Annotated in this window: 25 protein-coding genes; 15 read left to right on the top strand and 10 right to left on the bottom strand. The window is 69.9% G+C overall.

What is annotated here, in order from left to right:
- Positions 1-101: 101 nt before the first annotated feature.
- The 6 genes from rpsB (at position 102) to HDA39_RS15705 (ending at position 5,317) form a co-directional block, all read left to right on the top strand.
- Positions 102-1,103: a 30S ribosomal protein S2 gene (gene rpsB / locus HDA39_RS15730; RefSeq protein ID WP_184795958.1), complete on the top strand. Its 1,002-nt coding sequence runs from the start codon at positions 102-104 to the stop codon at positions 1,101-1,103.
- Between the two features lie 441 nt (positions 1,104-1,544).
- Positions 1,545-2,363, top strand: coding sequence for a translation elongation factor Ts (tsf, locus tag HDA39_RS15725; protein WP_184795957.1), 819 nt, complete (start codon positions 1,545-1,547; stop codon positions 2,361-2,363).
- A 59-nt stretch (positions 2,364-2,422) separates the two neighbouring features.
- Positions 2,423-3,184, top strand: a complete 762-nt coding sequence (gene pyrH / locus HDA39_RS15720; RefSeq protein ID WP_337925757.1) for a UMP kinase — start codon at positions 2,423-2,425, stop codon at positions 3,182-3,184.
- Between the two features lie 114 nt (positions 3,185-3,298).
- Entirely contained in the window at positions 3,299-3,853 is a 555-nt protein-coding gene (frr, locus tag HDA39_RS15715; protein ID WP_460658561.1) for a ribosome recycling factor, read from the top strand.
- A complete protein-coding gene (locus HDA39_RS15710) occupies positions 3,853-4,686 on the top strand; it encodes a phosphatidate cytidylyltransferase (RefSeq protein WP_184795955.1) in 834 nt (277 codons plus the stop codon). Before frr ends, HDA39_RS15710 begins: the two co-directional genes overlap by 1 nt.
- 31 nt (positions 4,687-4,717) lie before the next feature.
- On the top strand, positions 4,718-5,317 hold the full coding sequence (locus HDA39_RS15705) for a GNAT family N-acetyltransferase (protein WP_184795954.1): 600 nt from the start codon (positions 4,718-4,720) through the stop codon (positions 5,315-5,317).
- On the opposite strand, the gene HDA39_RS15700 is transcribed toward HDA39_RS15705, so the two are convergent.
- Positions 5,307-6,317: an LLM class flavin-dependent oxidoreductase gene (locus HDA39_RS15700; RefSeq protein ID WP_184795953.1), complete on the bottom strand. Its 1,011-nt coding sequence runs from the start codon at positions 6,315-6,317 to the stop codon at positions 5,307-5,309. The genes HDA39_RS15705 and HDA39_RS15700 overlap by 11 nt on opposite strands.
- A gap of 185 nt (positions 6,318-6,502) precedes the next feature.
- On the opposite strand from HDA39_RS15700, the gene HDA39_RS15695 reads away from it, so the two are divergent.
- The 4 genes from HDA39_RS15695 to HDA39_RS15680 all read left to right on the top strand — a co-directional run bounded on the left by HDA39_RS15695 (position 6,503) and on the right by HDA39_RS15680 (position 8,941).
- Positions 6,503-7,147 (top strand): C39 family peptidase, encoded by a 645-nt coding sequence (locus HDA39_RS15695; RefSeq protein WP_184795952.1) that lies wholly within the window; start codon positions 6,503-6,505, stop codon positions 7,145-7,147.
- A gap of 17 nt (positions 7,148-7,164) precedes the next feature.
- Positions 7,165-7,473: a SelT/SelW/SelH family protein gene (locus HDA39_RS15690; protein WP_184795951.1), complete on the top strand. Its 309-nt coding sequence runs from the start codon at positions 7,165-7,167 to the stop codon at positions 7,471-7,473.
- Between the two features lie 110 nt (positions 7,474-7,583).
- Positions 7,584-8,702 carry a dual-specificity RNA methyltransferase RlmN gene (rlmN, locus tag HDA39_RS15685; RefSeq protein WP_184795950.1) on the top strand — a complete coding sequence of 373 codons (1,119 nt, stop codon included), beginning with the start codon at positions 7,584-7,586 and terminating at the stop codon, positions 8,700-8,702.
- Positions 8,702-8,941 (top strand): DivIVA domain-containing protein, encoded by a 240-nt coding sequence (locus HDA39_RS15680; protein ID WP_184795949.1) that lies wholly within the window; start codon positions 8,702-8,704, stop codon positions 8,939-8,941. Before rlmN ends, HDA39_RS15680 begins: the two co-directional genes overlap by 1 nt.
- On the opposite strand, the gene HDA39_RS15675 is transcribed toward HDA39_RS15680, so the two are convergent.
- Positions 8,928-9,626: an alpha/beta fold hydrolase gene (locus HDA39_RS15675; protein ID WP_184795948.1), complete on the bottom strand. Its 699-nt coding sequence runs from the start codon at positions 9,624-9,626 to the stop codon at positions 8,928-8,930. The genes HDA39_RS15680 and HDA39_RS15675 overlap by 14 nt on opposite strands.
- Positions 9,627-9,728: 102 nt before the next feature.
- Here HDA39_RS15675 and pdxY point away from each other — a divergent pair, with 102 nt between their 5' ends.
- Both pdxY and HDA39_RS15665 read left to right on the top strand, forming a co-directional pair.
- Positions 9,729-10,580, top strand: a complete 852-nt coding sequence (gene pdxY, locus HDA39_RS15670) for a pyridoxal kinase PdxY (protein WP_184795947.1) — start codon at positions 9,729-9,731, stop codon at positions 10,578-10,580.
- Positions 10,581-10,739: 159 nt separating this feature from the next.
- Entirely contained in the window at positions 10,740-12,614 is a 1,875-nt protein-coding gene (locus HDA39_RS15665) for a LamG-like jellyroll fold domain-containing protein (RefSeq protein WP_184795946.1), read from the top strand.
- Between the two features lie 35 nt (positions 12,615-12,649).
- Here the strand turns inward: HDA39_RS15665 and HDA39_RS15660 are convergent, their stop codons facing one another.
- Positions 12,650-13,747 carry an LOG family protein gene (locus HDA39_RS15660; RefSeq protein ID WP_184795945.1) on the bottom strand — a complete coding sequence of 366 codons (1,098 nt, stop codon included), beginning with the start codon at positions 13,745-13,747 and terminating at the stop codon, positions 12,650-12,652.
- A 53-nt stretch (positions 13,748-13,800) separates the two neighbouring features.
- On the opposite strand from HDA39_RS15660, the gene HDA39_RS15655 reads away from it, so the two are divergent.
- A complete protein-coding gene (locus HDA39_RS15655) occupies positions 13,801-15,090 on the top strand; it encodes an aspartate aminotransferase family protein (protein WP_184795944.1) in 1,290 nt (429 codons plus the stop codon).
- Here HDA39_RS15655 and HDA39_RS15650 read toward each other — a convergent pair.
- The 7 genes from HDA39_RS15650 to HDA39_RS15620 all read right to left on the bottom strand — a co-directional run bounded on the left by HDA39_RS15650 (position 15,087) and on the right by HDA39_RS15620 (position 22,988).
- Positions 15,087-15,971 carry an aminoglycoside phosphotransferase family protein gene (locus HDA39_RS15650; RefSeq protein WP_184795943.1) on the bottom strand — a complete coding sequence of 295 codons (885 nt, stop codon included), beginning with the start codon at positions 15,969-15,971 and terminating at the stop codon, positions 15,087-15,089. The two genes, HDA39_RS15655 and HDA39_RS15650, sit on opposite strands and share 4 nt — an antisense overlap.
- A gap of 42 nt (positions 15,972-16,013) precedes the next feature.
- Entirely contained in the window at positions 16,014-17,801 is a 1,788-nt protein-coding gene (locus HDA39_RS43720; protein WP_184795942.1) for an AAA-type ATPase lid domain-containing protein, read from the bottom strand.
- A 179-nt stretch (positions 17,802-17,980) separates the two neighbouring features.
- The gene (locus tag HDA39_RS15640; RefSeq protein ID WP_184795941.1) at positions 17,981-18,850 is read right to left on the bottom strand and encodes an amino acid ABC transporter permease; all 870 of its coding nucleotides are present in this window, start codon (positions 18,848-18,850) and stop codon (positions 17,981-17,983) included.
- Entirely contained in the window at positions 18,850-19,497 is a 648-nt protein-coding gene (locus HDA39_RS15635) for an amino acid ABC transporter permease (protein WP_184795940.1), read from the bottom strand. The genes HDA39_RS15640 and HDA39_RS15635 overlap by 1 nt, the downstream gene beginning before the upstream one ends.
- 78 nt (positions 19,498-19,575) lie before the next feature.
- Positions 19,576-20,499: a glutamate ABC transporter substrate-binding protein gene (locus HDA39_RS15630; RefSeq protein WP_184795939.1), complete on the bottom strand. Its 924-nt coding sequence runs from the start codon at positions 20,497-20,499 to the stop codon at positions 19,576-19,578.
- 57 nt (positions 20,500-20,556) lie between these two features.
- Complete coding sequence (locus HDA39_RS15625) at positions 20,557-21,333, bottom strand: amino acid ABC transporter ATP-binding protein (RefSeq protein WP_273481824.1); 777 nt, start codon at positions 21,331-21,333, stop codon at positions 20,557-20,559.
- Between the two features lie 125 nt (positions 21,334-21,458).
- Positions 21,459-22,988, bottom strand: a complete 1,530-nt coding sequence (locus HDA39_RS15620; RefSeq protein WP_184795938.1) for an amidohydrolase family protein — start codon at positions 22,986-22,988, stop codon at positions 21,459-21,461.
- Positions 22,989-23,088: 100 nt separating this feature from the next.
- Here HDA39_RS15620 and miaB point away from each other — a divergent pair, with 100 nt between their 5' ends.
- Together miaB and HDA39_RS15610 are read left to right on the top strand one after the other, a co-directional pair.
- On the top strand, positions 23,089-24,567 hold the full coding sequence (miaB, locus tag HDA39_RS15615) for a tRNA (N6-isopentenyl adenosine(37)-C2)-methylthiotransferase MiaB (RefSeq protein ID WP_184795937.1): 1,479 nt from the start codon (positions 23,089-23,091) through the stop codon (positions 24,565-24,567).
- A 162-nt stretch (positions 24,568-24,729) separates the two neighbouring features.
- Entirely contained in the window at positions 24,730-25,389 is a 660-nt protein-coding gene (locus tag HDA39_RS15610) for a phosphotransferase (protein WP_184795936.1), read from the top strand.
- The last annotated feature ends 21 nt before the right edge of the window (positions 25,390-25,410 follow it).

The following is a 25,410-nucleotide window of genomic DNA, read 5'->3' as shown; positions in this document are numbered from 1 at the left end:
CGTCAGGCGCGACGGACCAACCCCGGTCCGCCGCGGGACAACCGAGACAGCGTCACCGAGACGGGTAACCCGTGCGGGGCGCGACAGGAGATCACCACGTCATGGCCGTCGTCACCATGAAGCAGCTGCTCGAGAGCGGCGTGCACTTCGGGCACCAGACCCGTCGCTGGAACCCGAAGATGAAGCGCTACATCCTCACCGAGCGCAACGGCATCTACATCATCGACCTGCAGCAGTCGCTGTCGTACATCGACCGCGCCTACGAGTTCGTCCGGAGCACCGTCGCCTCCGGCGGCGCGATCCTGTTCGTCGGCACCAAGAAGCAGGCCCAGGAAGCGATCGCCGAGCAGGCGACCCGCGTCGGCATGCCCTACGTGAACCAGCGCTGGCTGGGCGGCATGCTCACCAACTTCCAGACCGTCAACAAGCGGCTCCAGCGCCTCAAGGAGCTCGAGCTGCTCGACTTCGACGACGTCGCCGCCTCCGGTGTGACGAAGAAGGAGCTGCTGCAGAAGCGTCGCGAGCACGACAAGCTGCTCAAGACCCTCGGCGGTATCCGCGACATGGGCCGCGTCCCGTCCGCGGTCTGGATCGTCGACACCAAGAAGGAGCACCTCGCGGTCGACGAGGCGCGCAAGCTCAAGCTGCCGATCATCGGCATCCTGGACACCAACTGCGACCCGGACGAGGTCGACTTCCCGATCCCGGGCAACGACGACGCGATTCGCTCGGTCGGCCTGCTGACCCGCGTGGTCGCCGACGCCGTCGCCGACGGTCTGATGTCGCGTGGTGGCCAGGGCGCCGCGGCGGCCGGCGAGGAGCTGGGTGCCGAGGAGCCGATGGCTGCCTGGGAGCGCGAGCTGCTGGAGAGCCAGAACGCCGCCGCGGCCGCGCCGGCCAAGGCCGACGAGGCTCCGGCCGCGCCGACCGAGGCTCCGGCTGCTGCCGAGACCCCGGCTGCCGAGACCCCCGCTGCTGAGGCTCCGGCCACCGAGGCCCCGGCTGCCGAGGCCGCCGCGACCGAGGCGCCTGCCACCGAGGCTCCGGCCACCGAGGCTCCGGCCGAGGCCGCTGCCGACGAGGCGCCGAAGACCGAGGCCTGATCCCGTTCCGGGCTGCCGCCCCTGGGACCCGCGAGGGTCTGACAGGAAGCGGTGGCCCGGACCAGGAAAGACCGGAGGAGACTGGACCGGAAACGGCCCGGACCCCAAGGTCTGGCACGAGAACCCGGACCACCGAACGACCTGGACCGCAGACCCTGACCAGGGCCGAAGGCCCAGTACGACGGACCATCGGGCGAGAGCCCAGGGACCGGCACAACGGCTCCACCGGGCGAACCCCCCGGCCCGGCGAAAGCCCGGGCCTCAGGGTAAGACCGGAGGCCGCCGGTCCGGAGACTCGAAGGCTTCACAGGATCGACAAGGCTCCGGACACCTGGCCCCGTACGGGACCAGGTCCCGGAACCCCGATCGCCCGGCACCGCTTCGGCATCCGGGCGGCGACCCACCCAGCTGATCGCACCGACTAGATCGAGAGAACGAGGAATGGCGAACTACACCGCCGCTGACGTGAAGAAGCTCCGCGACGCCACCGGCGCGGGCATGATGGACGCGAAGAAGGCGCTCGAGAGCACCGACGGCGACTTCGAGCAGGCGATCGAGGAGCTGCGCATCCACGGCGCCGCGAAGGCCGCCAAGCGTGGCGCCGAGCGGTCGGCCACCAACGGCCTGGTCGCCGCCGCCGAGAACGCGCTGGTCCAGCTGAACTGCGAGACCGACTTCGTCGCCAAGAACGAGCAGTTCCAGCAGCTCGCCGCCGACATCGTCGCGCACGCGTCGGCCAGCAAGGTCGGCGACGTCGAGGGCCTGCTCACCGAGAAGCTGTCCGACGGCAAGAGCGTCGCCGAGAACATCGAGGCGCTCGCCTCGGTCATCGGCGAGAAGCTCGAGCTGGGCAAGGTCGCCGTGTTCGACGGCAAGGTCACCGCCTACATGCACAAGCGTGCGGCCGACCTGCCGGCCCAGGTCGGCGTCCTGGTCGAGTTCGAGGGCGACGACGTCGAGGTCGCTCGTGGCGCCGCCATGCAGGCCGCCGCGATGCGTCCGCTCTACACCAACCGCGACGAGGTCCCGGCCGAGACGGTCGAGAACGAGCGCCGGATCGCCGAGGCGACCGCTCGCGAGGAGGGCAAGCCCGAAGGCGCCCTGCCGAAGATCGTCGAGGGCCGGGTGAACGGCTTCTTCAAGGAGGTCGTGCTGACCGAGCAGTCGTCGGTCCAGGACAGCAAGAAGACCGTCAAGGCCGTGCTCGACGCGGCCGGCGTGACCGTGAAGCGGTTCGCCCGCTTCGAGGTCGGCGCCTGACCGTCGCCCCAGCGGCGAGGACGACACAGCACAGCATCATCGACGAGGAGGCCGGAATCGTGACGGAAACCCTGGGTACCGAGACGAGTCCGGCCTCTTCGCCGTTCGATCCGGCCTATCACCGGGTGCTGCTCAAGCTGTCGGGTGAGGTGTTCGGCGGCGGCAAGCTCGGCGTCGACCCCGACGTGGTGAACTCGATCGCCAAGCAGATCGCCGAGGTGGTCCGGGCCGGTGTCCAGGTCGCCGTGGTGGTCGGTGGCGGCAACTTCTTCCGCGGCGCCGAGCTGCAGCAGCGCGGGATGGAACGCAACCGCGCCGACTACATGGGCATGCTCGGCACCGTGATGAACTGCCTGGCGCTGCAGGACTTCCTGGAGAAGCTGGGCGTGGAGACCCGGGTCCAGACCGCCATCACGATGGGCCAGGTCGCCGAGCCGTACATCCCGCGCAAGGCCGACCGGCACCTGGCCAAGGGCCGGGTCGTGATCTTCGGCGCCGGTTCCGGTATGCCGTACTTCTCCACCGACACCGTTGCCGCCCAGCGCGCGCTGGAGATCGGCGCCGAGGCGCTGCTGATGGGCAAGCAGGGAGTGGACGGGGTCTACGACTCCGACCCCAAGACGAACCCGGACGCGGTGAAGTTCGACCAGCTCTCGTACGACGACTTCCTGTCCCGCGGTCTGCGGGTCGCCGACGCCACCGCGATCAGCCTGTCCCGCGACAACGCGCTGCCGATCGTGATCTTCGGCCTCGAGGAGGGCAACATCGCCCGGGTCGTGCGCGGCGAGAAGATCGGGACGGTCGTCTCCCCGGGTCAGTGAGCCGGGTACTAGGATCACCGACACGCGGACCCACGTCCGCGCGCAGGTGAGATTGCGTTCGTAGGGTTTGAGCGGCCGCACCGACGCGGCCCCGAGGAAGCGAGGAATGTCGTGATCGACGAAGCACTCCGCGAAGCCGAGCAGAAGATGGCGAAGGCCGTGGAGGTCGCCAAGGACGACTTCGCCGCGATCCGTACCGGCCGGGCGCACCCGTCGATGTTCTCGAACATCGTGGCCGACTACTACGGTTCGCCGACGCCGCTGCAGCAGCTGGCCGGCTTCCAGGTCCCCGATCCCCGGACCGTTCTCATCTCGCCGTACGACAAGGGCGCGATGGCGGCGATCGAGAAGGCGATCCGCGACTCCGACCTGGGGGTGAACCCCGGCAACGACGGCGCGGTCATCCGGGTCACGATGCCGCAGCTCACCGAGGACCGGCGCAAGGAGTACATCAAGGTCGCCAAGACCAAGGGCGAGGACGCGAAGATCTCGGTCCGCTCCGTCCGCCGGCACGCCAAGGACCAGATCGACAAGTCGGTCAAGGACGGCGAAGCGGGCGAGGACGAAGGCAAGAGTGCTGAGAAGCGGCTGGACGGGATGACGAAGAAGTACGTCGACTCGATCGACCAGCTGCTCAAGCACAAGGAAGCCGAACTGCTCGAGGTGTGATGGGCCTCGACCAGAGCCCGCCTGTGCCGAGCCGCGCCGGGCGGAACCTGCCCGCCGCGATCGGCGTCGGCGTCGGCCTCGGCGCGGTGATCATCGGGTCGCTGTTCTGGCAGAAGTCGCTGTTCGTCCTCGTGGTGCTCGCCGCGGTGCTGGTCGCCGTCGACGAGATGATCCGCGCGCTGAAGACCAGCGGCGCGGCGATCCCGCGGATCCCGGTGCTCGTCGGGACGACGGCGATGCTGGTGGCGGCGTACTTCGGTGGGCCGATGGCGCTGCTGGTCGGCCTCGCGCTGACCGTGCTGGCGACGATCTTCTGGCGGATGCCGAGCGGCTCGATCGGTTTCGTCCGCGACGTCACCGCCGGGGTGTTCCTGCTCGCCTACATTCCGCTGCTCGCCGGGTTCGCCGTCCTGCTGGTCCAGCCGGACGCCGACGGGCCGCAGCGGGTCGTGACGTTCTTCCTGGTCGTGGTCGCCAGCGACGTCGGCGGCTACGTGGCCGGCGTGCTGTTCGGCAAGCACCCGATGGCGCCGACGATCAGCCCGAAGAAGTCCTGGGAGGGCTTCGCCGGTTCGGCGCTGGCCTGCATCGGCGCCGGGATCGGCTCGGTCGTCTGGCTGCTCGACGGCAACTGGTGGGCCGGCGCGATCGTGGGGGCCGTGGCGGTGCTGACGGCAACGGTCGGCGACCTCGGCGAGTCGATGATCAAGCGCGACCTCGGCATCAAGGACATGTCCAACCTGCTGCCGGGCCACGGCGGTGTGATGGACCGCCTGGACTCCCTGCTGGCCACGGCTCCGGCCGTCTGGCTGCTGCTCCACCTTTTGGTTTGACCGGCCGCCGTTGCGGAGGTTGGCTGGTGCCATGACCATCGCTCCGGACGGCCGCCCACTGGTCGGCGACCTCGTACGCCTCGACCGTTTCGTTGCCTCTGACATCGATCAGCTGTACGCCGCGATCGACGACGACCGCGTGTACGCCGCCGGCTTCGGCGGCGGGCCGGCGGGCCGCCCGGCCGACGCCGAGCAGATGCTCGAGCGGTGGACCAAACTGAGGACGGCGTACGTCGTACGGCTGGCCAAGGACTCCGAACTGGGGGCCGAAGGCACCGTCGTCGGGACGACGAGCCTCGGCGACGTCGACCTGGCCAACGAGCGCGTCCACCTCGGCTGGACCGGCTACGCGCCGGCCGTCTGGGGTACGGCGGTCAACCCGTCGTGCAAGCTCCTGATGCTCCAGCACGCGTTCGAGGACTGTGGCTTCAACCGTGTGAAGATCCAGACCAGCCTGGTGAACACCCGGTCGCAGGCGGCGATCGCGAAGCTCGGCGCGACCCGCGAAGGCGTGCTGCGCCGGCACATCAAGCAGCCGGACGGCAGTTGGCGCGACACGGTCGTGTTCTCGATCCTGTCCGACGAGTGGCCCGACGTACGGAAGAGTCTGCTCGCGCGGATCAGTGACTGACACGGAGACCGGCGAGCTCGGCCAATAAGCGGTAGTTCTCCAGCAGGTCGGCCCGGTCGTAGGTGTTCGTCGTGATCAACAGCTCGTCGGCGCCGGTGCGCTCGACCAAGCCTCCCAACGCCAGATCCACTTCGTCCGGTGTGCCGTAGATCTGGCCCTGCAGCGACTGCTCGAAGAAGCCGCGTTCCTTGGCGCTCATCTCTCGCTGCAGATCCAGAGGCTCCAGCGGCGGGAAGACCCCACGCGTCCGGGAGTAGGCGCTGGACCATGCCTCAGGCAACAGCAGCTGCCGAGCCGCCTCACGCGTCGAGGCAACCGCCGCAGTAGCCGCCAGTACGACGTACGGCCGCTCCGCCCAGGCTGACGGCGTGAAGTCCGAGCGGTAGCGAGACACCGAATCGAGCAGGGCCGACTCGCCGCGGGCACCCGCGATGACCAGCGGCAGGCCAAGCGAGGCGGCAAGCTGGGCGCCCTCGCCGATCGCCAGCACGTACGCCGGTACGCGCAGTCCCTCGCCTGGTCGGGCATGCACCTGCGGGTGGTTCCGCTGGGTGCCGGTGAAGTAGCCGAGCAGTTCGCGGACCTGGTCGGTGAAGTCCTCGGCCGCGTCCTTCTCCACGCCGAGCGCGCGGCGGATCCCGTTGGTGAAGCCGACCGACCGGCCGAGGCCCATGTCGATGCGGCCGGGATACAGCGACTCCAGTACGCCGAACTGCTCCGCCACGACCAGCGGCTGGTGATTGGGCAGCATCACGCCGCCGGTACCGACCCGGATCCGCTCGGTGGAGGCTGCGACCGCCGCGGCCAGGACGGTCGGCGCTGAGCCGACCACGCCGGGCACGCTGTGGTGCTCGGAGACCCAGAAACGGTGGTAGCCGAGCTCCTCGACCTGCTGCGCGAGCCGGACCGTGCCGCGCAGGGTCTCCGCCTCGGTCTCGCCCGCGCGGGTCCGCGAGCGGTCGAGGATCGACAGGGGGACACCGCGCAGCGAGGAAGTCATGATGCAGAGTCCAACGGCACGGTCAAGGCTTGCCATTCCTTGTCGAAAGAAGCACCGCCGTCCTCGAAAAGAAGCAACGCTGGAAACTTGATGTCAGTTAGTCCTTTACATCGCCGCCGAATGCGACTGCACTGGGTGCTTGGGTGGCCACGCCCGGTCATCGGGGGCGACTGTGAGGAGCTGAGATGAGCAAGAAAGTGCAAGCCGTGCTCAGCGGTCTGGTGCTGACCGGTGCGTTGCTGATGCCGGCGGCCGGACCGGCGGTGGCTGTCGAGCCGGTCGCCGCGAAGGCGATTCCCAGCGGCGCTACGAAGACGCTGACCGCGAAGACCCTGCAGGTGGACTTCCAGTACCAGGAGACCGGCTACTGGTGTGGTCCGGCCGCGACACGGATCGCCCTGTCGGCGCGGATCGCCGCGCCGAGTCAGCAGCAGCTGGCCAACGAGCTCCCGACCACCACGAACGGCACCGACTGGATCGGCCAGGTGACGCGAGTACTCAACAACCACCTCGGCACCGGCTGGTACGAGACGAAGGAGATGCCGAACGACCCGCCCACGCAGGGTCAGCGCGACCTGCTGTGGAACGACATTGTGCTCGACATCGACAACAACTACCCGATCGTGGCCAACATCGTCGCGCCGGCCAGCAACCACCCGCCGGGGTACCCGAACTACACGATCTACCACTACTTCACGGTGATCGGGTACGACTCCGCCGACATGACCGTGCTGATCGCCGACCCGGCCGGCTTCGCTCCGACGGCGACGTACTGGCTGACCTTCAACCAGCTCGCCACGCTGATCCCGCCGAAGGGCTACTCGGCCTGACCGTCGATACTGGCCGGGTGACGAGGCAGCCGCGGTTGGAGATCGAGTACTGCACCCAGTGCCGGTGGTTGATGCGGGCGGCGTGGACGGCGCAGGAGTTGCTGACCACGTTCCCGCAGGAGCTGGGGGAGGTCGCGCTGATGCCGGCGACCGGCGGGGTGTTCGACATTCGGCTCGACGGGGAGACGCTCTGGTCGCGGAAGGCCGAGGGTGGATTCGCCGAGATCCCGCTGCTGAAGCAGCTGGTGCGGGACCGGATCGCGCCCGGCCGGAAGCTCGGGCACTCGGACCGGAAAGATCCAGCACCGGAGCAGCCCACCGACTAGTCGCCCGCCCGCTCCGCGGGCGGGCGCCAGGTGTCGCCTGCGCCGAACTCGCCGTCCTGGCCGCGGGTGAATTTGTGAAAGCGGTCGGCGGCGAGGGACAATCGAGGGCGATGACTACCTCCCTCCCGCTCGTTTTCGATGAACCGCGCCGTGCCAAGAAGCCGCCGCGGCACCTGGCCGACCTCAGCGGGGAGGAGCGCAAGGCCGCCGTGGTGGCGCTGGGGGAGCCCGCGTTCCGGGCCAAGCAGCTGTCGAACCACTACTTCTCCCGGCTGGTGTCCGACCCGGCCGAGATGACCGATCTGCCGGCCGCGACTCGCGACAAGCTGGCGGCCGACCTGCTGCCGCCGCTGCTCACCAAGGTCCGCGACCTGGAGTGCGACAACGGCCAGACCCGCAAGTCGCTGTGGAAGCTGCTCGACGGCTCGCTGGTCGAGTCCGTGCTGATGCGCTACACCGACCGGACCACGATGTGCGTCTCGTCCCAGGCGGGCTGTGGCATGGCCTGCCCGTTCTGCGCGACCGGCCAGGCCGGCCTGACGCGGAACATGTCCACCGCCGAGATCGTCGAGCAGGTCGTCGACGGTGCCCGCGCGCTGTCCCGCGGTGAGATCGAGGGTGGCCCGGGCCGGGTCAACAACATCGTGTTCATGGGCATGGGTGAGCCGATGGCCAACTACAAGGCCGTGATCGGTGCGGTCCGCCGCTTCACCGCCCCGTCGCCGGAGGGCCTGGGCATCTCGGCCCGTGGCGTCACCGTGTCGACCGTCGGGCTGGTGCCGCGGATCAACCAGCTGGCCGACGAGGGCATCCCGGTCACCCTGGCGTTGTCACTGCACGCGCCGGACGACGAGCTGCGCGACGAACTGGTCCCGATCAACAACCGGTGGAAGGTCGACGAGGTGCTCGACGCCGCCTGGGCGTACGCCGAGAAGACCAAGCGCCGGGTCTCGATCGAGTACGCGATGATCCGCGACATCAACGACCACGCCTGGCGCGCGGACCTGCTGGCCGAGAAGCTGGCCGCCCGCGGCGACTGGGGCTGGGTGCACGTCAACCTGATCCCGCTGAACCCGACGCCGGGCTCGAAGTGGACCGCCTCGGACCCGGCCGACGAGCGCGAGTTCGTCCGCCGCCTGCAGGCCGGTGGCATCCCCACCACCGTTCGCGACACCCGCGGCCAGGAGATCGACGGCGCCTGCGGCCAGCTCGCCGCGGCCAACAGCTGATGGACACCCCGCTGTTCCGGCGAGTCAAGTGGCAGCAGGCGTACGACGTGGCCGAGGTCGACGCCTTCGTCGCCCGTCTCGAGGCGACGGTCGACGGCCGCGCGGGCGGCGAGCCGGTCACCGCCGACGAGATCCGCGAGGTCCAGTTCCGCAGCAGTGGTTTGTTCCGCGAGGGCTACGACGTGCAGGAGGTCGACCTGTTCCTCGACCACGCCGAGAGGCTGCTCAGCTCACGCTGATGAGGAGCTCGGCCAGCTCGGCGGGTTGGGAGAACATCGGCCAGTGGCCGGTGTCCAGCTCGGCGAGGGTCCACGACGGTGACTCGAGGTGCTGCAGGACCGGCGTACTCGGAGTCGGGCCGTCCATCAGGCACTTCACGTACGTCGTGGGCAGCTCGGTGATCGGCCGGGGGAGCGCGGCCGGCTCGGTGATCGCGCGGCCCGGGTGCGGCGTGGAGCGCTCGACGATCGTGGCGATCTGCTCGTCGGTGAGGTCCTGGCCGGCGTAGTCCTCGGCGGTCAGCGGTGGCCAGAAGCCGCCTGACTCGGCCAGCTGGCCCGCCAGCCAGGCGCGGCGCTCCGGTGACCATCCGTCGGCGAAGGACTGGCCGTCCACGGGGATGTTGGAGTCCAGGTACACAACCCGGCGCAACCGGTCTCCGAGAGCAGCCGCCGCCTGCCCGGCGGGGATGCCGGAGTAGCTGTGGCCGACGATCACCACGTCGGACAGCTTGTCGGCGACGCCCACGATGTCGGCCACGTGCTGCGCCTGAGGAGTCTGCGCCGAGTCTGCCCGATGCAGCTCGGCCAGCCCGGTCAGCGTCACCGGGTGCACGTCATGCCCCGCGGCCTCGAGCAGGTCGGCGACCTCGTCCCACGCCCACGCACCCAGCCACGCCCCCGGAACCAGCACGAAATCCGCCATACCGAGGAACCTAGAGCAGCGCACCGACAAGTCGAGAGACCGAGGGCGGGGCAGGGAGAGGCACCACGTCCCACTCGAGTTCCGGGATGGCATGATCGAGCGGTGAAGATCCTGTCGATCCAGTCCGCCGTCGCCTTCGGGCACGTGGGCAACTCCGCCGCCGTGTTCCCGCTTCAGCGCATCGGGGTGGAGGTGCTGCCGGTCTACACGGTGAACTTCTCGAACCACACCGGGTACGGCGCGTGGCGCGGGCCGATGATCAGCCCGGACGACGTCCGCGAGGTCCTGCTGGGGATCGAGGACCGCGGTGTGCTGCCGCAGATCGACGTGGTGCTCTCGGGGTACCAGGGCGGCGAGGGGATCGCCGACGTGATCCTCGAGACCGTGGCGCGGGTGAAGGCGGCGAACCCCGCGGCGGTGTACTCCTGCGACCCGGTGATGGGCAACGCGAAGTCCGGGTGCTTCGTCGCGCCGGCGATCCCGGTGCTGCTGCGCGACCGGGTGGTTCCGGCCGCGGACATCATCACGCCCAACCAATTCGAGCTGGGCTTCCTGACCGGCACCGAGCCGGACACGCTGGAGTCCACGCTGGCGTCGGTGGAGTTGGTGCGCGCGACCGGCCCGCGGACGGTGCTCGTCACGAGCGTCGAGCGTCCCGACCGCGAGGACGGCACGATCGAGATGCTGGCCGTCGACGACAGCGGCGCGTGGCTCGTGCAGACGCCGTACATCCCGATGAAGGCGAACGGCTCGGGCGATGTGACGGCCGCGCTCTTCACGGCGCACTACCGCCGGACGGCGGATCTCTCGGAGGCGCTGGCGCGGACCACGTCGAGCGTCTTCGACCTGCTCACCCGCACCCACGAGTCGGGGGAGCGCGAGCTGCAGCTCGTCGAGTCGCAGGAGGCGTACGCCGACCCGCGGATGCAGTTCACGCCTCAGCGCGTGGTCTGAACCAGCACCGGTCGCCCAAAGTTTCAGCTGGTGAGCGGGTGGTGACGATCCTGGTGCGTGTTCCCCGGTGCGGCACGGGGGTGTCGTCCGGCGGGCACCCCGCGGACACCTCCCGTCGTTAGCGTCGCGGGCAATCACCACTGACTGAGAGAGGTTCTCGTGACTGACGCATCGCTTCGACCGAGCCGCCGGGCGTTGCTGCAGGCCGCCGCGCTGACGCCCGCCGCCGCGGCGGTCGGCGCCGCCGTACCGGCGAGTGCGGCCGCGACGCCCGAGGAGCAGGCCCGGACCGCCGCGAGCTTCGATGCCGTCGATCCCCGCTTCACCCTGGCCGTCGTACCGGACACCCAGTACCTTTTCGATGCCGTCAGCATCGATCCCGAACCGCTGACCGCCACCTTCCGGTACTTGGTCCGCGAGCGCCGCGAGCGCAACGTCGCCTTCGTCGCCCATCTCGGTGACGTGGTCGAGCACGGCGGCGCCGACGAGATCGAGCCCGCCGCCCGGGTCTTCCGCTCGCTCGGTGCGCTGCCGCACAGCGTGATCGCCGGCAACCACGACATCAACGGCTCGACCGACGACCAGCGCGGCGACACGCCGTACCTGCGCGCCTTCGGGCCGTCGTACCAGCGGCGGATGAAGACGTACCGCAGCTCGTCACCCGGCGGGTACAACACCGCGCACGTCTTCAGCGGCGGTGGACGCGAGTGGCTGCAGCTCGCGCTCGACTGGCGGATGTCCGACCTGGGGCTGAGCTGGGCGCAGGGCGTGCTGGACGCGCACCCGAAGCTGCCCGCGATCGTGACCATCCACGAGTTCGCCGCCCCGGACGGTGACGGTGGCGCCGCGCCGTCGGGGTACGGACAGACGATCTGGGACCGGCTGATCCGGCGCAACGACCAGATCTTCCTGGTGCTCAGCGGTCACTTCTGGCCGAGTGGCACCACCGTGCTGACGAACGACGCCGGGCACGACGTTCACGCCCACATCCTCAACTACCAGGACCGGTACTACGGTGGCGCCGGCATGGTCCGGACGTACGCGTTCGACCTGGTCCGGGGCGCGATCGACGTCGAGACGTTCTCGCCGTGGCTGATCGAGCAGCGGGCCGACCGGCGCAGTCAGCTCGGGGCGGAGCACGTCGAAATGAGCGGACCGGCGGACCGGTTCAGCCTGGAGATCGACTTCGACGAGCGCTTCGCCGGGTTCGCACCGGTGCCGGTTCCGGCACCGCGGCCCGCGCGGGCGGTGATGCCGACCGGCACGGTCGCGTACTGGCGGTTCGACGGCGAAGGGATCGGGACACCGGGGCCGGACGGAACCACCGTCGGCTCCGGGACCGTCGCGCGTGACCTCACCGGCAACGGCAACGACCTGGCCGTCGTACCGATCCAGAACAGCCCGGCCGAGGTGCTGAAGTTCTCCACCGAGCACCACCCGGTCCAGCCGGCGCACGCCAGCCTGCGGTTCGACGGTGGGCAGCCGGCCCGTGGCGCGACGCTGCGGACGGGGGACCGGGCGCCGATCAACAGCCTGAAGTTCGAGCGCGGGTACACCATCGAGACGTTCCTCAAGCTGCCCGAGCCGTTCGTCGGCAATCACGGCTTCATGGGCGTGTTCAGCTGGGAGGGCCGGGCCGCCGACGCGGGCAAGACCGGCGGCTACTCACCGGACGAGTGCACCTGCAGCCTCAACGTCTCCGGCGAGCGCTTCCTCCAGTACGTCGTGTACCCGGTGCGCACCGATGACGACCCGACCGCGTGGAGCCACGCGATCCCGACTGGCCGCTGGACCCACGTCGCGATCGTCAACGACGGCCGGCGGAGCAGCATGTACGTCGACGGCTCCCTGATCGTGCGCAACCCGGATCTGCCGTCGACCGGGATCGCCACCCTCGGGCGGCCGTTCGTGCTCGGGGCGACGTCGTCGGGCCTGCGCTACGGGCAGGGCTTCTACGGCTGGCTCGGCGACACCCGGATCGTCGGCCGGGCCCTGCGTCCCGAAGAGTTCCTGGCCCCGGCCCGCCGCCGCTGACCCGTCCCCGGCCTGATCGCTGGTCCGACCCGCGATCAGGCCGTGACGAGTTTGGTGGCCTCCTCGACCGAGTCGACCAGGTAGACGGACGACTCCATCGGGCGGCCGCCCGCGAGGGACTGCAGCAGCGGCCAGACCGGCAGCCTGACCGTCCAGTGCTCGACGCCGACCAGGACCATCGGGATCTGGGTGGCCGGGTCGCCGTAGTAGTTGGGCGTGACGGCCTGGAAGATCTCCTGGACGGTGCCGGCCGCGCCGGGCAGGTAGACGATGCCGCCGCGGGCCCGGCTGAGCAGGACGTCCTCGCGCTGGGCGTTGGAGAAGTACTTCGCGATCGACGAGGCGAACACGTTCGGCGGCTCGTGGCCGTAGAACCAGGTCGGGATGGAGACGCCGCCGTCGCCCGGATACGCCTGTCGGACCGCCAGGCCGGCCGCGGCCCACGCGGCGATGGACGGGCGGAACGACGGTACGGCGGCCAGCGCCTCCAGCGCCGAGTCGACCGCGGCGACGTCGTACGACGCCAGCATCGCGCCCAGATTGGCCGCCTCCATCGCGCCCGGGCCGCCGCCGGTCGCGACGGTCAGACCGGCCAGGGTCAGCACGCGGCCGAGCTCGACCGCCGACCGGTACATCGGGTCGCCGCGCTTGATCCCGTGGCCGCCCATCACGCCGATCCAGGGCTTGCCGTCGGGGAGCTCGTGCAGGGCGTCGGCAATCGAGTGGTCGTGCAGCGCCGCCGCGAGGGTCCGGCTGGTGTCGCCCTTCTCGTCGTGCTGGCGCGACCAGGCGTAGATCTGCGCGTCCGGGGTCGCCTCGTAGCCGGCGTCGAGCCCGGCGTACAGCTGGTCGGCGTCGTACAGGACACCGCGGTACGGGTCGAACGGCAGCTCCGGGATGGCCGGGAAGAGCAGCCCGCCGCCGTCCCGGATCCACGCGGCCGCCGGCTCCTCGAGCGCGCAGCCGAGGAACAGCGAGCCCATCGGCGTCAGGCGCAGCAGTTCCGTCGTACGGGCCGTCAGGTCGACCGCCTGGACCCGCCAGCCGTTCATCGAGGTCGCTCCCGCGGCCAGGATCTCGTCGAAGTGGGCCAGGGACTCGATGTCCACGTGCGGGATGCTGGGCTGGGTCACCGCAGCACCTTAGGGCACTGTCGGTCAACCCCGAGATGAGGTATTGCTAAGACATGACACATGCGGAGCTGTGGGAGCGTCACCAGGCCGTCATGCCGGACTGGCTCGCCTTGTACTACGAGGAGCCGATCGAGATCGTCCAGGGGTCCGGCCGCCGGGTCACTGACGGGGAAGGCCAGGAGTATCTCGACTTCTTCGCCGGCATCCTGACCAACGCGATCGGCTACGACATCGCCGAGATCTCCGACGCGGTCCGCGAGCAGCTGAGCAGCGGCGTCGCGCACACCTCCACCGTGTACCTGATCCGCCGGCAGATCGAGCTGGCCGAGAAGATCGCCGAGCTGTCCGGGATCGCGGACGCGAAGGTGTTCTTCACCAACTCCGGCACCGAGGCGAACGAGGCCGCGCTGCTGTTCGCGACCCAGAAGCGCCGGTCGAACCAGGTGCTCGCGATGCGCAACTCGTACCACGGCCGCGGCTTCGGCACGGTCGCGATCACCGGTAACCGCGGCTGGTCGGCGAGCAGTCTGTCGCCGGTCAACGTCCAGTACCTGCAGGGCGCGTACCGGTACCGCAGCCCGTTCCGCGATCTGCCCGACGCCGACTACGTGAAGGCGTGCGTCGACGATCTGCGCGAGGTGATCGCGACCACGACCGCCGGCGACGTCGCGTGCCTGATCGTGGAGCCGATCCAGGGCGTCGGCGGGTTCTCGTCGCCGCCGGACGGTCTGTACGCCGCGTTCAAGGAGGTCCTCGACGAGTACGGGATCCTGCTGATCTCCGACGAGGTGCAGACCGGGTGGGGCCGCACCGGCGAGCACTTCTGGGGCATTCAGGCGCACGGCGTCGTACCGGACGCGATGACGTTCGCGAAGGGGCTCGGCAACGGGTTCGCGATCGGCGGCGTGGTGGCGACGCCCGCGCTGATGGACAGCCTGAGCGCGAACTCGCTGTCCACCTTCGGTGGCAACCCGATCTCGACCAGTGCGGCGAAGGCGACCATCGACTACCTGCTCGACCACGACCTGCAGGCCAACGCCGCCAAGCGCGGCGCGCAGCTGGCCGACGGGCTGCGGGGGATCGCCGACGAGTTCCCCGAGCTCGGCGACGTCCGCGGCAAGGGCCTGATGCTGGCGGCCGAGATCGTCAAGCCCGGCGACAACGCGCCGGACGCGGCGACCACGGCCAAGCTCCAGCAGGAGGCGAAGAACCGCGGCCTGCTCGTCGGCAAGGGCGGCCTCTACGGCAACGTGCTCCGGATGGCCCCGCCGATGACGCTGACGGAGCCGGAGACCACGGAAGCGATCGAGATCCTCCGGGACTCCTTCAACACTCTTCGTTAGAGGGAGAGCTGGTGGTCGGCGAGCACCTCGTCGATCACCAGCCGGTTGATCTCCTCGTCGCGGCCGTCGGCGAGCACGATCAGCGCCTTCCACAGCGCCCAGCCGCGAGCCCGCGCCCACGTGCCGGAATCAGCAGCCACCGTACGGCGAAACGCCTCGCGGCTGGAGCCGGAGAACATCGTCCACGCGATCACCAGGTCGCAGGCCGGGTCCCCGACCCCCGACGTCCCGAAGTCGATCACCGCCGACAGCGCCCCGTCCCGCACCAGAAGGTTGCCGGAGGCAATGTCTCCGTGGAACCACACCGGCGGCCCGTCGAAACTGCTCGCCAGCGCGGCTTCCCAGACCTCGGCAGCGGCCTCCACCTCGACCCGGCCCTCCAGGGCGACCAGCGCCGCACGGGTCTCGGAGTCGTAGTACGCCGGCGGCCCACCCCGGTGGAAGTTGTGCCCACCCGGCACCGGCCCACCCGTCGCGTCGCACGCCTGCAGCGCCAGCAGGAACTCCCCGACAGCACCAGCGAACGCCGTCAGGTCTGAGATCCGCTCGAGCGACGAGGTCTCCCCGTCGAGCCACCGCCGTACCGACCAGTGGAATTCGTACCCTTCACCCGGTACGCCGTTGCCGAGCACCTCCGGCACGGGCACCGGCAAGTACGGCGCGAGCCGCGGAATCCATTCGTTCTCCTTGCCCACGGCACCCGCGTACGCCGCGGCCGAAGGCAGCCGGACCGTCATCGTCGAGCCGAGCCGATACGTCCGGTTGTCCCACCCGTCGACCTTCACCGGCTCCACCGGCAGCTCGGCCCACTGCGGGAACTGCGCCTTCACCAGCCGCCGGACCAGCCCAGCGTCGATCCCACCGCGTCCATCAGTAGCCATCCGGAAAGTCTCCCGGCGACCCCGGACCGGCGCAACGCAGTTTCAGATCGTCAGCACGATCCCGTAGTCGCGGATCTTGCGGTAGATGGTCGCCCGTGACATGCCGAGATCGCTCGCGGCCTTGTCCTTGTTGCCGCGATGGATGACCAGCGCCTTGACCACGGCGTCCCGCTCCAGCGACTCCAACTGCGTCAGCCGGCGACGGGTCGTCGCGCGGCACTCGCCCGGCAGATCGTCGAGCTGGATCGTCCCGGACCGCCGGTGCTGAGCCACCCGCAGCAGGACCCGCCGTAGCTGCTCCACGTTGCCCAGCCAGGGCAGGCGCATCAGCTGGGCCAGTGCGGACGACGAGATGGTCAGGTGGTTGCCCCGGTTGAGTCGGCCGAGCAGATGGGGGACCAGCTTGTGCATGTCCTCCAGGTGGTGCCGCAGCGCCGGCACCTCGATGGTGTGCGCGAAGTGCGGCAGCAGTTGCGCGTCGACGGCAGGGTTGCGCGGCTCGCTCCGCATGGTCAGCGCAACCCAGACCCCAGGCCGCTGGTCGGCGTGCTCGAGCAGCAGGTTGGACAGCCCGCTCACCGTCTCCGCGTCGAGCAGATGCGCCCGCCGTACGACGAGAGACCCCGCTCCGGCCTCCAGCTCGTCGGAGATCGTGTCCAGCCAGGCTGGACCGGCCTCCGCCGCGTCCATCACCCGGAAGAGCCCGGAACCGTTGCGCAGCTGGTTCACCGAGCGCAGCAAGGCGATCTTGCCGACGCCGGCCTCACCCTCCAGCACCACCCACGAGCCGCTCTGCCGGGACCTGTCCACCGCATGGCAGACCCGCTGCCAGGTCGCACTGGTCCCAGCCAGCCCGGGCATGACCGGGACGGTCATCGGCGCCGCGCCCGTCGAGGAGTCCAGGCCTGATTGCACCTGAATCCGCAGTACGCCGCCCGCCAGCTCGGCACCGCTGAACGCCGGCCTGTAGTCCATCCGGGCGACCAACCCGCTCGGCAGGTCGGTCACCAACGTCACCGGAGCAGACTGCCCAGCAGCGTCGGCCGAGCGGGCCAGCAGCGCGGCCTGGTCGGCTGGGTCGAACCGCTGCTGTGCCTGGGCGTTCATCATCACCAGGTCCTTGCTCAGCGCGAGCACACCACTGCCCGGATGCTGACAGGCCGCCAGGTAGTCGCGGAACAGCGCCAGCTCCCGCGCCCCGGCCCGGGCCAGCACCTGCTGCTCGATCTTCTGCGCGGTCGACCGGGCGCAGTACATCAGCAGAGCGTTCGAATGAGCCACCGACGACGTCAGGTCCAGTACGCCGAGCAGCGCGCCCGTGATCGGGTGGTGGATCGGCGCCCCCGCGCAGGCGAAGCCGCCGAGCCGGCCGGTGAAGTGTTCGCTGCCGGTCACCATCGTCGGGACGCCGGCCTCCAGCGCCGTACCGATCCCGTTGGTGCCGACCTGCTCCTCGGCGTAGCTGAAGCCGGGGGACAGGTACGCGCGATCCAGCTCCCGGATCAGCGACTGGTCGGAGCAGGCGCGCTGCAGGACCAGCCCGTGCGCGTCGGTGAGAATGATGCTCACCGATTCGTTGGCCAGCTCGTCGGCCAGCGCGGACAGCACCGGCGCCGCGCTGAGCGCCAGCGGGGACGGCTCGTCGATCGGCCCCAGGTAGGTCGGGTCCAGGCGGTCGGTGTCCACCCGCAGCCGCGACGACCGGGCCCAGGACGCCTGGATCGGCTCCCGGACCAGGGGGTCGAAGTCACCCGAGGACAGGAAGAGGTCCCGCGCCTGCCGCAGGACCAGGCTGTCCCCGCGCGAGCTGGCGGTACGACGGTCGTCCACAGGCGGCGCCTCTCGTCATCGGGGATGCAAGCTACGGGCGGCTGCCTCCACAGTCCGTCCCAGATCGAGACGAGCGCAAGGGCTCGGACAGTGTCCGATCGGTACCGCGGCGTTCTCCGCCGGACAGAGCACGGCCCGGACCGCACGTGAGTGCGATCCGGGCCGTGGTGGTCGGTCGGTCAGAGCTTGGTGGTGTCGCCGGTGTCCAGCGGGGCCGCGATCGGTGCGGGGCCGCCGGTGACCTTGGCGCGGCGGCGGCCGCGGCCTTCGAGGTAGCGGGCCAGCAGGGAGAGCAGGGAGCACAGGCCGATGTAGATGACCGCGACGACGAAGTACGTCGGGATGTACGGGAAGCCGAACTCGAGGCGCCCGCCCATCTGCTTGGCGACGTACAGGAGCTCGTTGTAGGTGATGATGAAGCCGAGCGCGGTGTCCTTCAGCAGCACGACCAGCTGGCTGACGATCGCGGGCAGCATCGCGGTGATCGCCTGCGGGAGCAGGATCAGCCGGACCACCTGGTTCTTGCGCAGGCCGGTCGCGTACGCCGCTTCGCGCTGGCCCTTCGGGACGGCGGCGATCCCGGCGCGGAAGATCTCCGCCAGGACCGAGCCGTTGTACAGCGTCAGGCCGAGCACGACCGCCCAGAACGGCGAGAGGCCGAGCTTGAACTGCAGGCTGCCGTAGTAGAAGAAGAACATCAGGATCAGCAGCGGGATGGCCCGGAACAGCTCGACGACGAACGTCGCCGGCACCCGCAGGATCGCGTGGTCGCTGATCCGCGCCGCCGCGAAGACCGCACCGAACAGCACCGCCAGGACGGCGGCCAGGCCGGCCGCGCGCAGCGTGTTCAGCAGGCCCTCGAGCAGCTCGTTCTGGATCGCGGTGTACTGGAACTGCGCCCAGCGGCGGCTGTCGAACTGGCCGTTGACCGCCAGCCGGTGGATCAGCCAGGCGACCACCCCCAGGACGGCCAGCATCACGATGATGTTCAGGATCCGGTTCCGGGCCTTCGCCCGCGGACCGGGAACGTCGTACAGGACCGAAGTCATCAGGCCACCGCCGTCCGGCGCTCGGCCCAGCGCTGCAGCAGCACCAGGGGAGTGATCAGGATCAGGAAGCCGATGGTGATCCAGACCAGCGTGAGCATCTGGTTCTCACCGCGCTCGGCCATCGCGGCCGGGATCGAGCCGGCCTCCAGCACCGAGAACCCGGCGGCGATCGTGGTGTTCTTCAGCAGCGCGATCAGCACGCTGGCCAGCGGCGGGACGATCGCCCGGTAGGCCTGCGGCAGGACGACGATCGTCAGGACCTGCAGGAACGTCATGCCGACCGCGCGGGCGGCTTCGGACTGCCCGGGGGAGACGGTGTTGATCCCGGACCGGACGACCTCGCAGACGAACGCCGAGGTGTAGATCGTCAGCGCGGCCACGCCGGCCCAGAAGAACGTCGGCAGGCTGAGCTGCATCTTCGCGGCGCCGAAGAACAGGAAGGCGAACACCAGGGTCAGCGGCGTGTTCCGCAGCGTGTTGACGTAGCCGGTGCCGATCCCGCGCAGGGCCGGGACCGGGGAGACCCGGAACGCGGCCAGCACGGTCCCGAGGACCAGGCTCAGCAGAGCGGCGACCACGAACAGCCGGAGGGTGAGCCAGAACCCGTCCCGGAACAGTTCCCAGTTGTCGGTGAGGACCGAGAGCATCGCGACCTTCCAGAAGATGAGGGAAACGCAACCCGGCCACGGTGCCGGTGGAGCCGGACACCGTGGCCGGGCGGTGGATCAGTACTTCTCGAGCGGCGGCGGGGTACCGGCGGAGCCGGACTTGCCGAGCGTCTCGTCGTAGACCTTCTGCCAGGTGCCGTCGCCGAAGGAGGCCTCCAGGCCGGCGTTCACCTTGTCGCGCAGCGGCTTGTCGGCCAGCGGCAGGCCGATGCCGTACTTCTCGGTGCTGAACGGCTTGCCGACCACCCGCAGCTCGTCGGGCGCGTTGGCCGCGTAGCCCTTGAGGATCGCGTCGTCGGTGGTGACCGCGTCGGTCTGGTTGTCGAGCAGCTGGGAGACGCACTCGGAGTAGGTCTTGAACTCCGAGATGTTGCTCGCCTCGGTCAGGTTCTCGTCCTTGACCTTCTGGATCGGCGTGGAGCCGGTCGCCGAGCAGACCTTCTTGCCCTTCAGGCCGTCCTTGCCGGCGTCCATCGAGGTGTCGTCCTTGCGGACCAGCAGGTCCTGACCGGCGACGAAGTACGGGCCGGCGAACGAGACCAGCTTCTTGCGCTTGTCGGTGATCGAGTAGGAGCCGACGTAGTAGTCGATCTCACCGCCGGCGATCGCCGTCTCGCGGTTGGCCGACGGGATCTCCTTGTACTCGATCTTGTCCGGGTCGAGGCCGAGCTGGGCCGACACCATCCGGGCGATCTCGATGTCGAAGCCGCAGCGCTTGCCGTTGGCGTCCTTGTAGCCCAGGTTCGGCTGGTCGGCCTTGACCCCGACGATCGCGTTGCCGCGGGCCTTGATCTTGGTGAACGTCGCGCTGCCGGCGACATCGGCCGCGGTGGCCACGTCGAACTTGTGCAGGTCGCCGCACTCACCGGTGGTGCTGCCGCCACCGCCGCTGGCCGCCGGTGTCCCGTCCTTGCCGCAGGCACCGACGGTGAGCGCGAGGGCCGCGACGCCGACCGTGGCGACGAGGTTGCGCATTCTCATTGGGAATCCCCTTCGTGTTGTGGAGCGTTGCGACCGGCTGGTACGCCGGCGGGGCGTCTAGTGCTTGAGGATCTTCCCGAGGAAGTCCTGCGCGCGCCGGGAGGTCGGGCTGGTGAAGAACGTCTCCGGGTCGGCCTCTTCGACGATCTCTCCGTCGGCCATGAAGACCACCCGGTTGGCCGCACTGCGCGCGAAGCCCATCTCGTGCGTCACCACGACCATCGTCATGTCTTGGCGAGCCAGGTCGACCATGACCTCGAGGACCTCCTGGATCATCTCCGGGTCCAGTGCCGAGGTCGGCTCGTCGAACAGGATCACCTTGGGGTCCATCGCCAGCGCGCGGGCGATCGCCACCCGTTGCTGCTGGCCGCCGGACAGCTGGGCCGGGAACTTCTGGGCCTGGTTGGCCACGCCGACCCGCTCGAGCAGCTCCATCGCGCGCTGCTCGGCCTGCTTCGCGCCGAGCTTGCGGACCTTGAGCGGGCCGAGCGTGACGTTCTGCAGGATCGTCTTGTGGGCGAACAGGTTGAACGACTGGAACACCATGCCGACGTCGGCACGCAGCTTGGCCAGCGCCTTGCCCTCGCTGGGCAGCGGCTGGCCGTCGAGGGTGATGGTGCCGGTGTCGATCGGCTCCAGCCGGTTGATCGCGCGGCACAGCGTGGACTTGCCGGACCCCGACGGCCCGATCACCACGACGACCTCACCCTTGCTGATGGACAAGTTGATGTCCTTCAGCACGTGCAGATCGCCGAAGTGCTTGTTGACGCCCGTCAGGGCGACCAGGCCGGTGCTGACCGGAACGGTGTGCGTCGAGGTGACGGAATCGCTCATGGCGTGAACCTAGCCGAGGCAAGGGTTGCCTCGCACGGCCCTCCGATTCCGCGGAGGTAACGATCTGCGACCGCCGGCGCGGACTGTGACCGAGCCATCACAGTCCGCGTCCTTGTCTGTCGATGTCAGTGCCCTCCGCAGCACCCACCGGCCGCGAGGGCCGGACCGGCCGGCGGAGCCTGTACGGCGGCCTCGACGCCGGCGAGCATCCGCCGTCGGGCCTCCGGCGAGATCACCCGGCCGCGGGTGACGACGGTGTGGATCTTCCGGGTGTTGCGGATGTCGGTCAGCGGGTCGGCGTCCAGCACGACCAGGTCGGCGATCTTGCGCGGGGCAACGGATCCCAGGTCGTCGCTCATCCCGAGGAACCGGGCCGGCTCGATCGTCGCGGCGTGCAGGGCCTGGCGCGGAGTGACGCCGGCGCCGACCAGCAGCTCGAGCTCCTGGTGCAGGGCGAACCCGGGCACCATCCACGGCGTACCGGTGTCCGTGCCGGCCAGGATCGGTACGTCGTGGGCGAACAGCTCGCGGACGAATCGCTGGCGGTACTCCCACATCTGCTGCTGCCGGGCGACCTCCTCCGGCGGGCGGTTGGCGGAGTACAGGTTCTCCAGGACGTACTGGTACGTGCCGATCGAGTCCGGGCTCAGGTACTTCGCGGTGGCCGGGTCGAGGCCGGTGTAGTCGGGGCGGTCGAGCACGTTGTGCATGGTCAGCGTCGGGGTGACCCGGGTCCGGTTGCGGCGCAGCAGGCCGAACACGTCCGCGGCGCGGGAGCGGCTGAACGAGTTCGCGGCGATCCACTCGATCGGGTGCACCTGGCGGAACCAGCCGTTGTAGTCACCGGTCTTGATCGTGATCGCGCGCTGCATCCGGCGTACTTCCGCCTCCCGGCTCGACACCGACAGCGCGAGCGCGTGGATGTGCTCGATGCTGCGCTGGCCGCCGTTGCTGACCTGCTGGATCGACACCTGGTCGGGCCCGTGGCCGTGCACGGTCAGCCCGTTGCGGCGCGCCTCGTCGAGGATCGCCCGGTACGCCGTGGGGCCGAGCCGCGAGTACACCTTGACGAAGTCCGCGCCCTCGGCCTTCACCTGCCGTACGGCGGCGCGCGCGCCGGCTTCGTCGTTCACCACGAGGACGTGCAGCAGGTTCGGGTCCCACAGCGTCGGGTCCCCGTCGATGATCTGGCCGGCCACGACCATCCGCGGCCCGAGCAGCGTCCCGGCGTCGATCCGGTCGCGCCAGTCGTACACGACCGGGTCGGGCGCGGCCATCTCGCGGACGGTGGTCAGGCCGTTGGCCAGGTAGAGCGGCGGCGAGACGTGCTCGTCGCCGAGGCTGTGCACGTGCATGTCGGCCAGGCCGGGGATGACGAACTTCCCGGTCAGGTCGAGCTCGGTGGCACCGCGCGGGACCGGGAGGTGGCGGCCGACGGCGATGATCCGGTCGCCGCTGATCAGCACGGTCTGGTGCTTGGCGCGGTGGCCGGTGGCGACGTCGATCACGGTGACACCGGTGAGCGCGGTGATCCGCGTGGTCCCGACAGTGGCCAGCGCGGCGGTGGGAGAGGAGGCCGCCAAGGTGCCACCGGCCACGACGGCGGCGCCTGCGACGGCGGAACGGGCGAGGAACTGACGGCGAGAACTGTTCATGGGTCCAACTGTTCACGCTGACGCCGCCGGGGTCAGGGGGTGCAGGCAGCCAACCCAGGTAGGGGAAAGTCCACCCCTCGACGTAGGCTTGGTGGCTGTTATGCGTACTTACGAGGTCCGCACCTACGGGTGCCAGATGAACGTCCACGACTCCGAGCGCCTGCGCGGCCTGCTGGAGGACGCGGGCTACGTCCGTGCGCCCGAAGGCGACCAGGCCGACGTGGTCGTCTTCAACACCTGCGCGGTCCGCGAGAACGCCGACAACAAGCTGTACGGCAACCTCGGCCACCTGGCGCCGGTGAAGGCCAAGAAGCCTGGCATGCAGATCGCCGTCGGCGGCTGCCTGGCCCAGAAGGACAAGGCGACGATCACCAAGAAGGCGCCCTGGGTGGACGTCGTCTTCGGGACCCACAACATCGGCGCGTTGCCGGTGCTGCTGGAGCGGGCCCGGATCGCCGAGGAGTCGCAGGTCGAGATCCTGGAGTCGCTCGACGTCTTCCCGTCGACGCTGCCGACCCGGCGCGAGTCGCCGTACTCGGCCTGGGTCTCGGTCAGCGTGGGCTGCAACAACACCTGCACGTTCTGCATCGTGCCGGCGCTGCGCGGGCGCGAGAAGGACCGCCGCCCGGGCGACGTCCTGGCCGAGGTCGAGGCGCTGGTCGCCGAGGGCGTGCTCGAGGTGACGCTGCTCGGCCAGAACGTCAACTCGTACGGCGTCGAGTTCGGCGACCGGTACGCGTTCTCGAAGCTGCTGCGGGCCTGCGGCTCGATCGACGGGCTGGAGCGGGTCCGCTTCACCTCGCCGCACCCGCGCGACTTCACCGCGGACGTGATCGAGGCGATGGCCGAGACGCCGAACGTGATGCACTCGCTGCACATGCCGCTGCAGTCGGGGTCGGACCAGATCCTGAAGACGATGCGGCGCTCGTACCGGCGTGACCGGTACCTGAAGATCATCGAGGACGTGCGCGCGGCGATGCCGGACGCGGCGATCACCACCGACATCATCGTGGGCTTCCCCGGCGAGACCGAGGAGGACTTCCAGGGCACGCTGGACGTCGTCCGGCAGGCGCGGTTCGCGGGTGCGTTCACGTTCCAGTACTCCAAGCGCCCCGGGACCCCGGCGGAGTCGATGGAGGACCAGGTCCCGCGCGCGGTCGTCCAGGAGCGGTACGAGCGGCTGGTCGCGCTGCAGGACGAGATGGCCTGGTCGGAGAACAAGGCGCTTGTCGGCAAGTCGCTGGAGGTCCTGGTCGCGGAGGGCGAGGGCCGCAAGGACGCCGCGACCCACCGGCTGTCCGGGCGTGCTCGCGACAACCGTCTCGTCCACTTCGCCCTGCCCGAAGGCGTCGAGGCGCCCCGACCGGGTGACATGGCGACGGTCGAGGTCACCTACGGCGCCCCGCACCACCTGGTCGCCGACGTCTTCGGATCAGTACGCCGTACGCGCGCCGGCGACGCGTGGGAGAAGCTGCAAGACGCCCCCGCCCAGCCAAATCCGGGCGTGATGCTCGGCCTCCCCACCATCGGCAAACCCGCACCCCTGGAGCCGGCGGTCGGCGGCTGCCAGGTCAACTGATGCTGCCGCCCCGAGCGTGCGTGAGGCGGCCCGACGGCCTCGCCGCGGTCGCCGGCGCGCGGCGCGGGCGAGGCGATCGCGCCCGCCCGCGCGCCGGCGGGCTTGCCCGCTCGGCTCCGGGGCGACGCTGCTCCTCCCCCCACCCCCATGGACGGAGGGGTGATGCTTCCGCCCGACGCTGAGCCGTTCGCCTCCGGGCGTGATGCGGATGTCTACTCCCTCGACGATCAGTGGGTGTTGCGGCGGTATCGCGACGGGCATCCGGTGCGGGACGAAGCCGACTTCATGCGGTGGGTGGGGAAGCACGGCTTCCCCGTCCCGGTGGTCGAGCGGGTCGACGGTGCCGACATGGTGATCGAGCGGCTGGACGGGCCGACGCTGGCCGACGCCGCGATCGCCGGTGACGTCGGGCCGGTCGAGGTGGGGGAGTTGCACGCCGACCTGCACCGACGGCTGCATGCGATTCCCCCTCCGAGTGGCACCCCGGGGCTGGTGGTGATGCACGGCGATCTCCACCCGTACAACGTCATCCTCACCGGCGACGGTCCCTCGGTGATCGACTGGCGCGACGCCACGGAAGGTCCGGCCGAGTTCGACGTCGCGATGACGGCGATCATCTTCGCCCAGGTCGCGCTCGATCCCGCGTTCGCCGAGCTCTCCCCACTCCTGCAGGAAGCACTCCGCACCTACCTGGCGCACTCGATCGACCCCACGCCGCAGCTGCCGAGCGCGCTGGCCAAGCGCGGCCGCAATCCCACGCTCACCAAGGAAGAGCTGGCCCTGCTGCCCGCGCAAGACCAGCTCATCCGCTCGTTGCTCTGACCCACCTCGGCGGCAGTCGGC

Source organism: Kribbella italica (assembly GCF_014205135.1).
In the GTDB taxonomy this organism is placed as follows: domain Bacteria; phylum Actinomycetota; class Actinomycetes; order Propionibacteriales; family Kribbellaceae; genus Kribbella; species Kribbella italica.
The sequence above is the reverse complement of the archived record's forward strand: the minus strand, read 5'-3'. Positions and strand labels throughout refer to the sequence as shown.

Coding starts and splice junctions, on each gene's coding strand:
- rpsB (WP_184795958.1), top strand. CDS start 102: ATGGCCGTCGTCACCATGAAGCAGCTGCTCGAGAGCGGCGTGCACTTC.
- tsf (WP_184795957.1), top strand. CDS start 1,545: ATGGCGAACTACACCGCCGCTGACGTGAAGAAGCTCCGCGACGCCACC.
- HDA39_RS15710 (WP_184795955.1), top strand. CDS start 3,853: ATGGGCCTCGACCAGAGCCCGCCTGTGCCGAGCCGCGCCGGGCGGAAC.
- HDA39_RS15705 (WP_184795954.1), top strand. CDS start 4,718: ATGACCATCGCTCCGGACGGCCGCCCACTGGTCGGCGACCTCGTACGC.
- HDA39_RS15700 (WP_184795953.1), bottom strand. CDS start 6,317: ATGACTTCCTCGCTGCGCGGTGTCCCCCTGTCGATCCTCGACCGCTCG.
- HDA39_RS15695 (WP_184795952.1), top strand. CDS start 6,503: ATGAGCAAGAAAGTGCAAGCCGTGCTCAGCGGTCTGGTGCTGACCGGT.
- rlmN (WP_184795950.1), top strand. CDS start 7,584: ATGACTACCTCCCTCCCGCTCGTTTTCGATGAACCGCGCCGTGCCAAG.
- HDA39_RS15680 (WP_184795949.1), top strand. CDS start 8,702: ATGGACACCCCGCTGTTCCGGCGAGTCAAGTGGCAGCAGGCGTACGAC.
- HDA39_RS15675 (WP_184795948.1), bottom strand. CDS start 9,626: ATGGCGGATTTCGTGCTGGTTCCGGGGGCGTGGCTGGGTGCGTGGGCG.
- HDA39_RS15655 (WP_184795944.1), top strand. CDS start 13,801: ATGACACATGCGGAGCTGTGGGAGCGTCACCAGGCCGTCATGCCGGAC.
- HDA39_RS15650 (WP_184795943.1), bottom strand. CDS start 15,971: ATGGCTACTGATGGACGCGGTGGGATCGACGCTGGGCTGGTCCGGCGG.
- HDA39_RS15640 (WP_184795941.1), bottom strand. CDS start 18,850: ATGACTTCGGTCCTGTACGACGTTCCCGGTCCGCGGGCGAAGGCCCGG.
- HDA39_RS15635 (WP_184795940.1), bottom strand. CDS start 19,497: ATGCTCTCGGTCCTCACCGACAACTGGGAACTGTTCCGGGACGGGTTC.
- HDA39_RS15630 (WP_184795939.1), bottom strand. CDS start 20,499: ATGAGAATGCGCAACCTCGTCGCCACGGTCGGCGTCGCGGCCCTCGCG.
- HDA39_RS15625 (WP_273481824.1), bottom strand. CDS start 21,333: ATGAGCGATTCCGTCACCTCGACGCACACCGTTCCGGTCAGCACCGGC.
- HDA39_RS15620 (WP_184795938.1), bottom strand. CDS start 22,988: ATGAACAGTTCTCGCCGTCAGTTCCTCGCCCGTTCCGCCGTCGCAGGC.
- miaB (WP_184795937.1), top strand. CDS start 23,089: ATGCGTACTTACGAGGTCCGCACCTACGGGTGCCAGATGAACGTCCAC.
- HDA39_RS15610 (WP_184795936.1), top strand. CDS start 24,730: ATGCTTCCGCCCGACGCTGAGCCGTTCGCCTCCGGGCGTGATGCGGAT.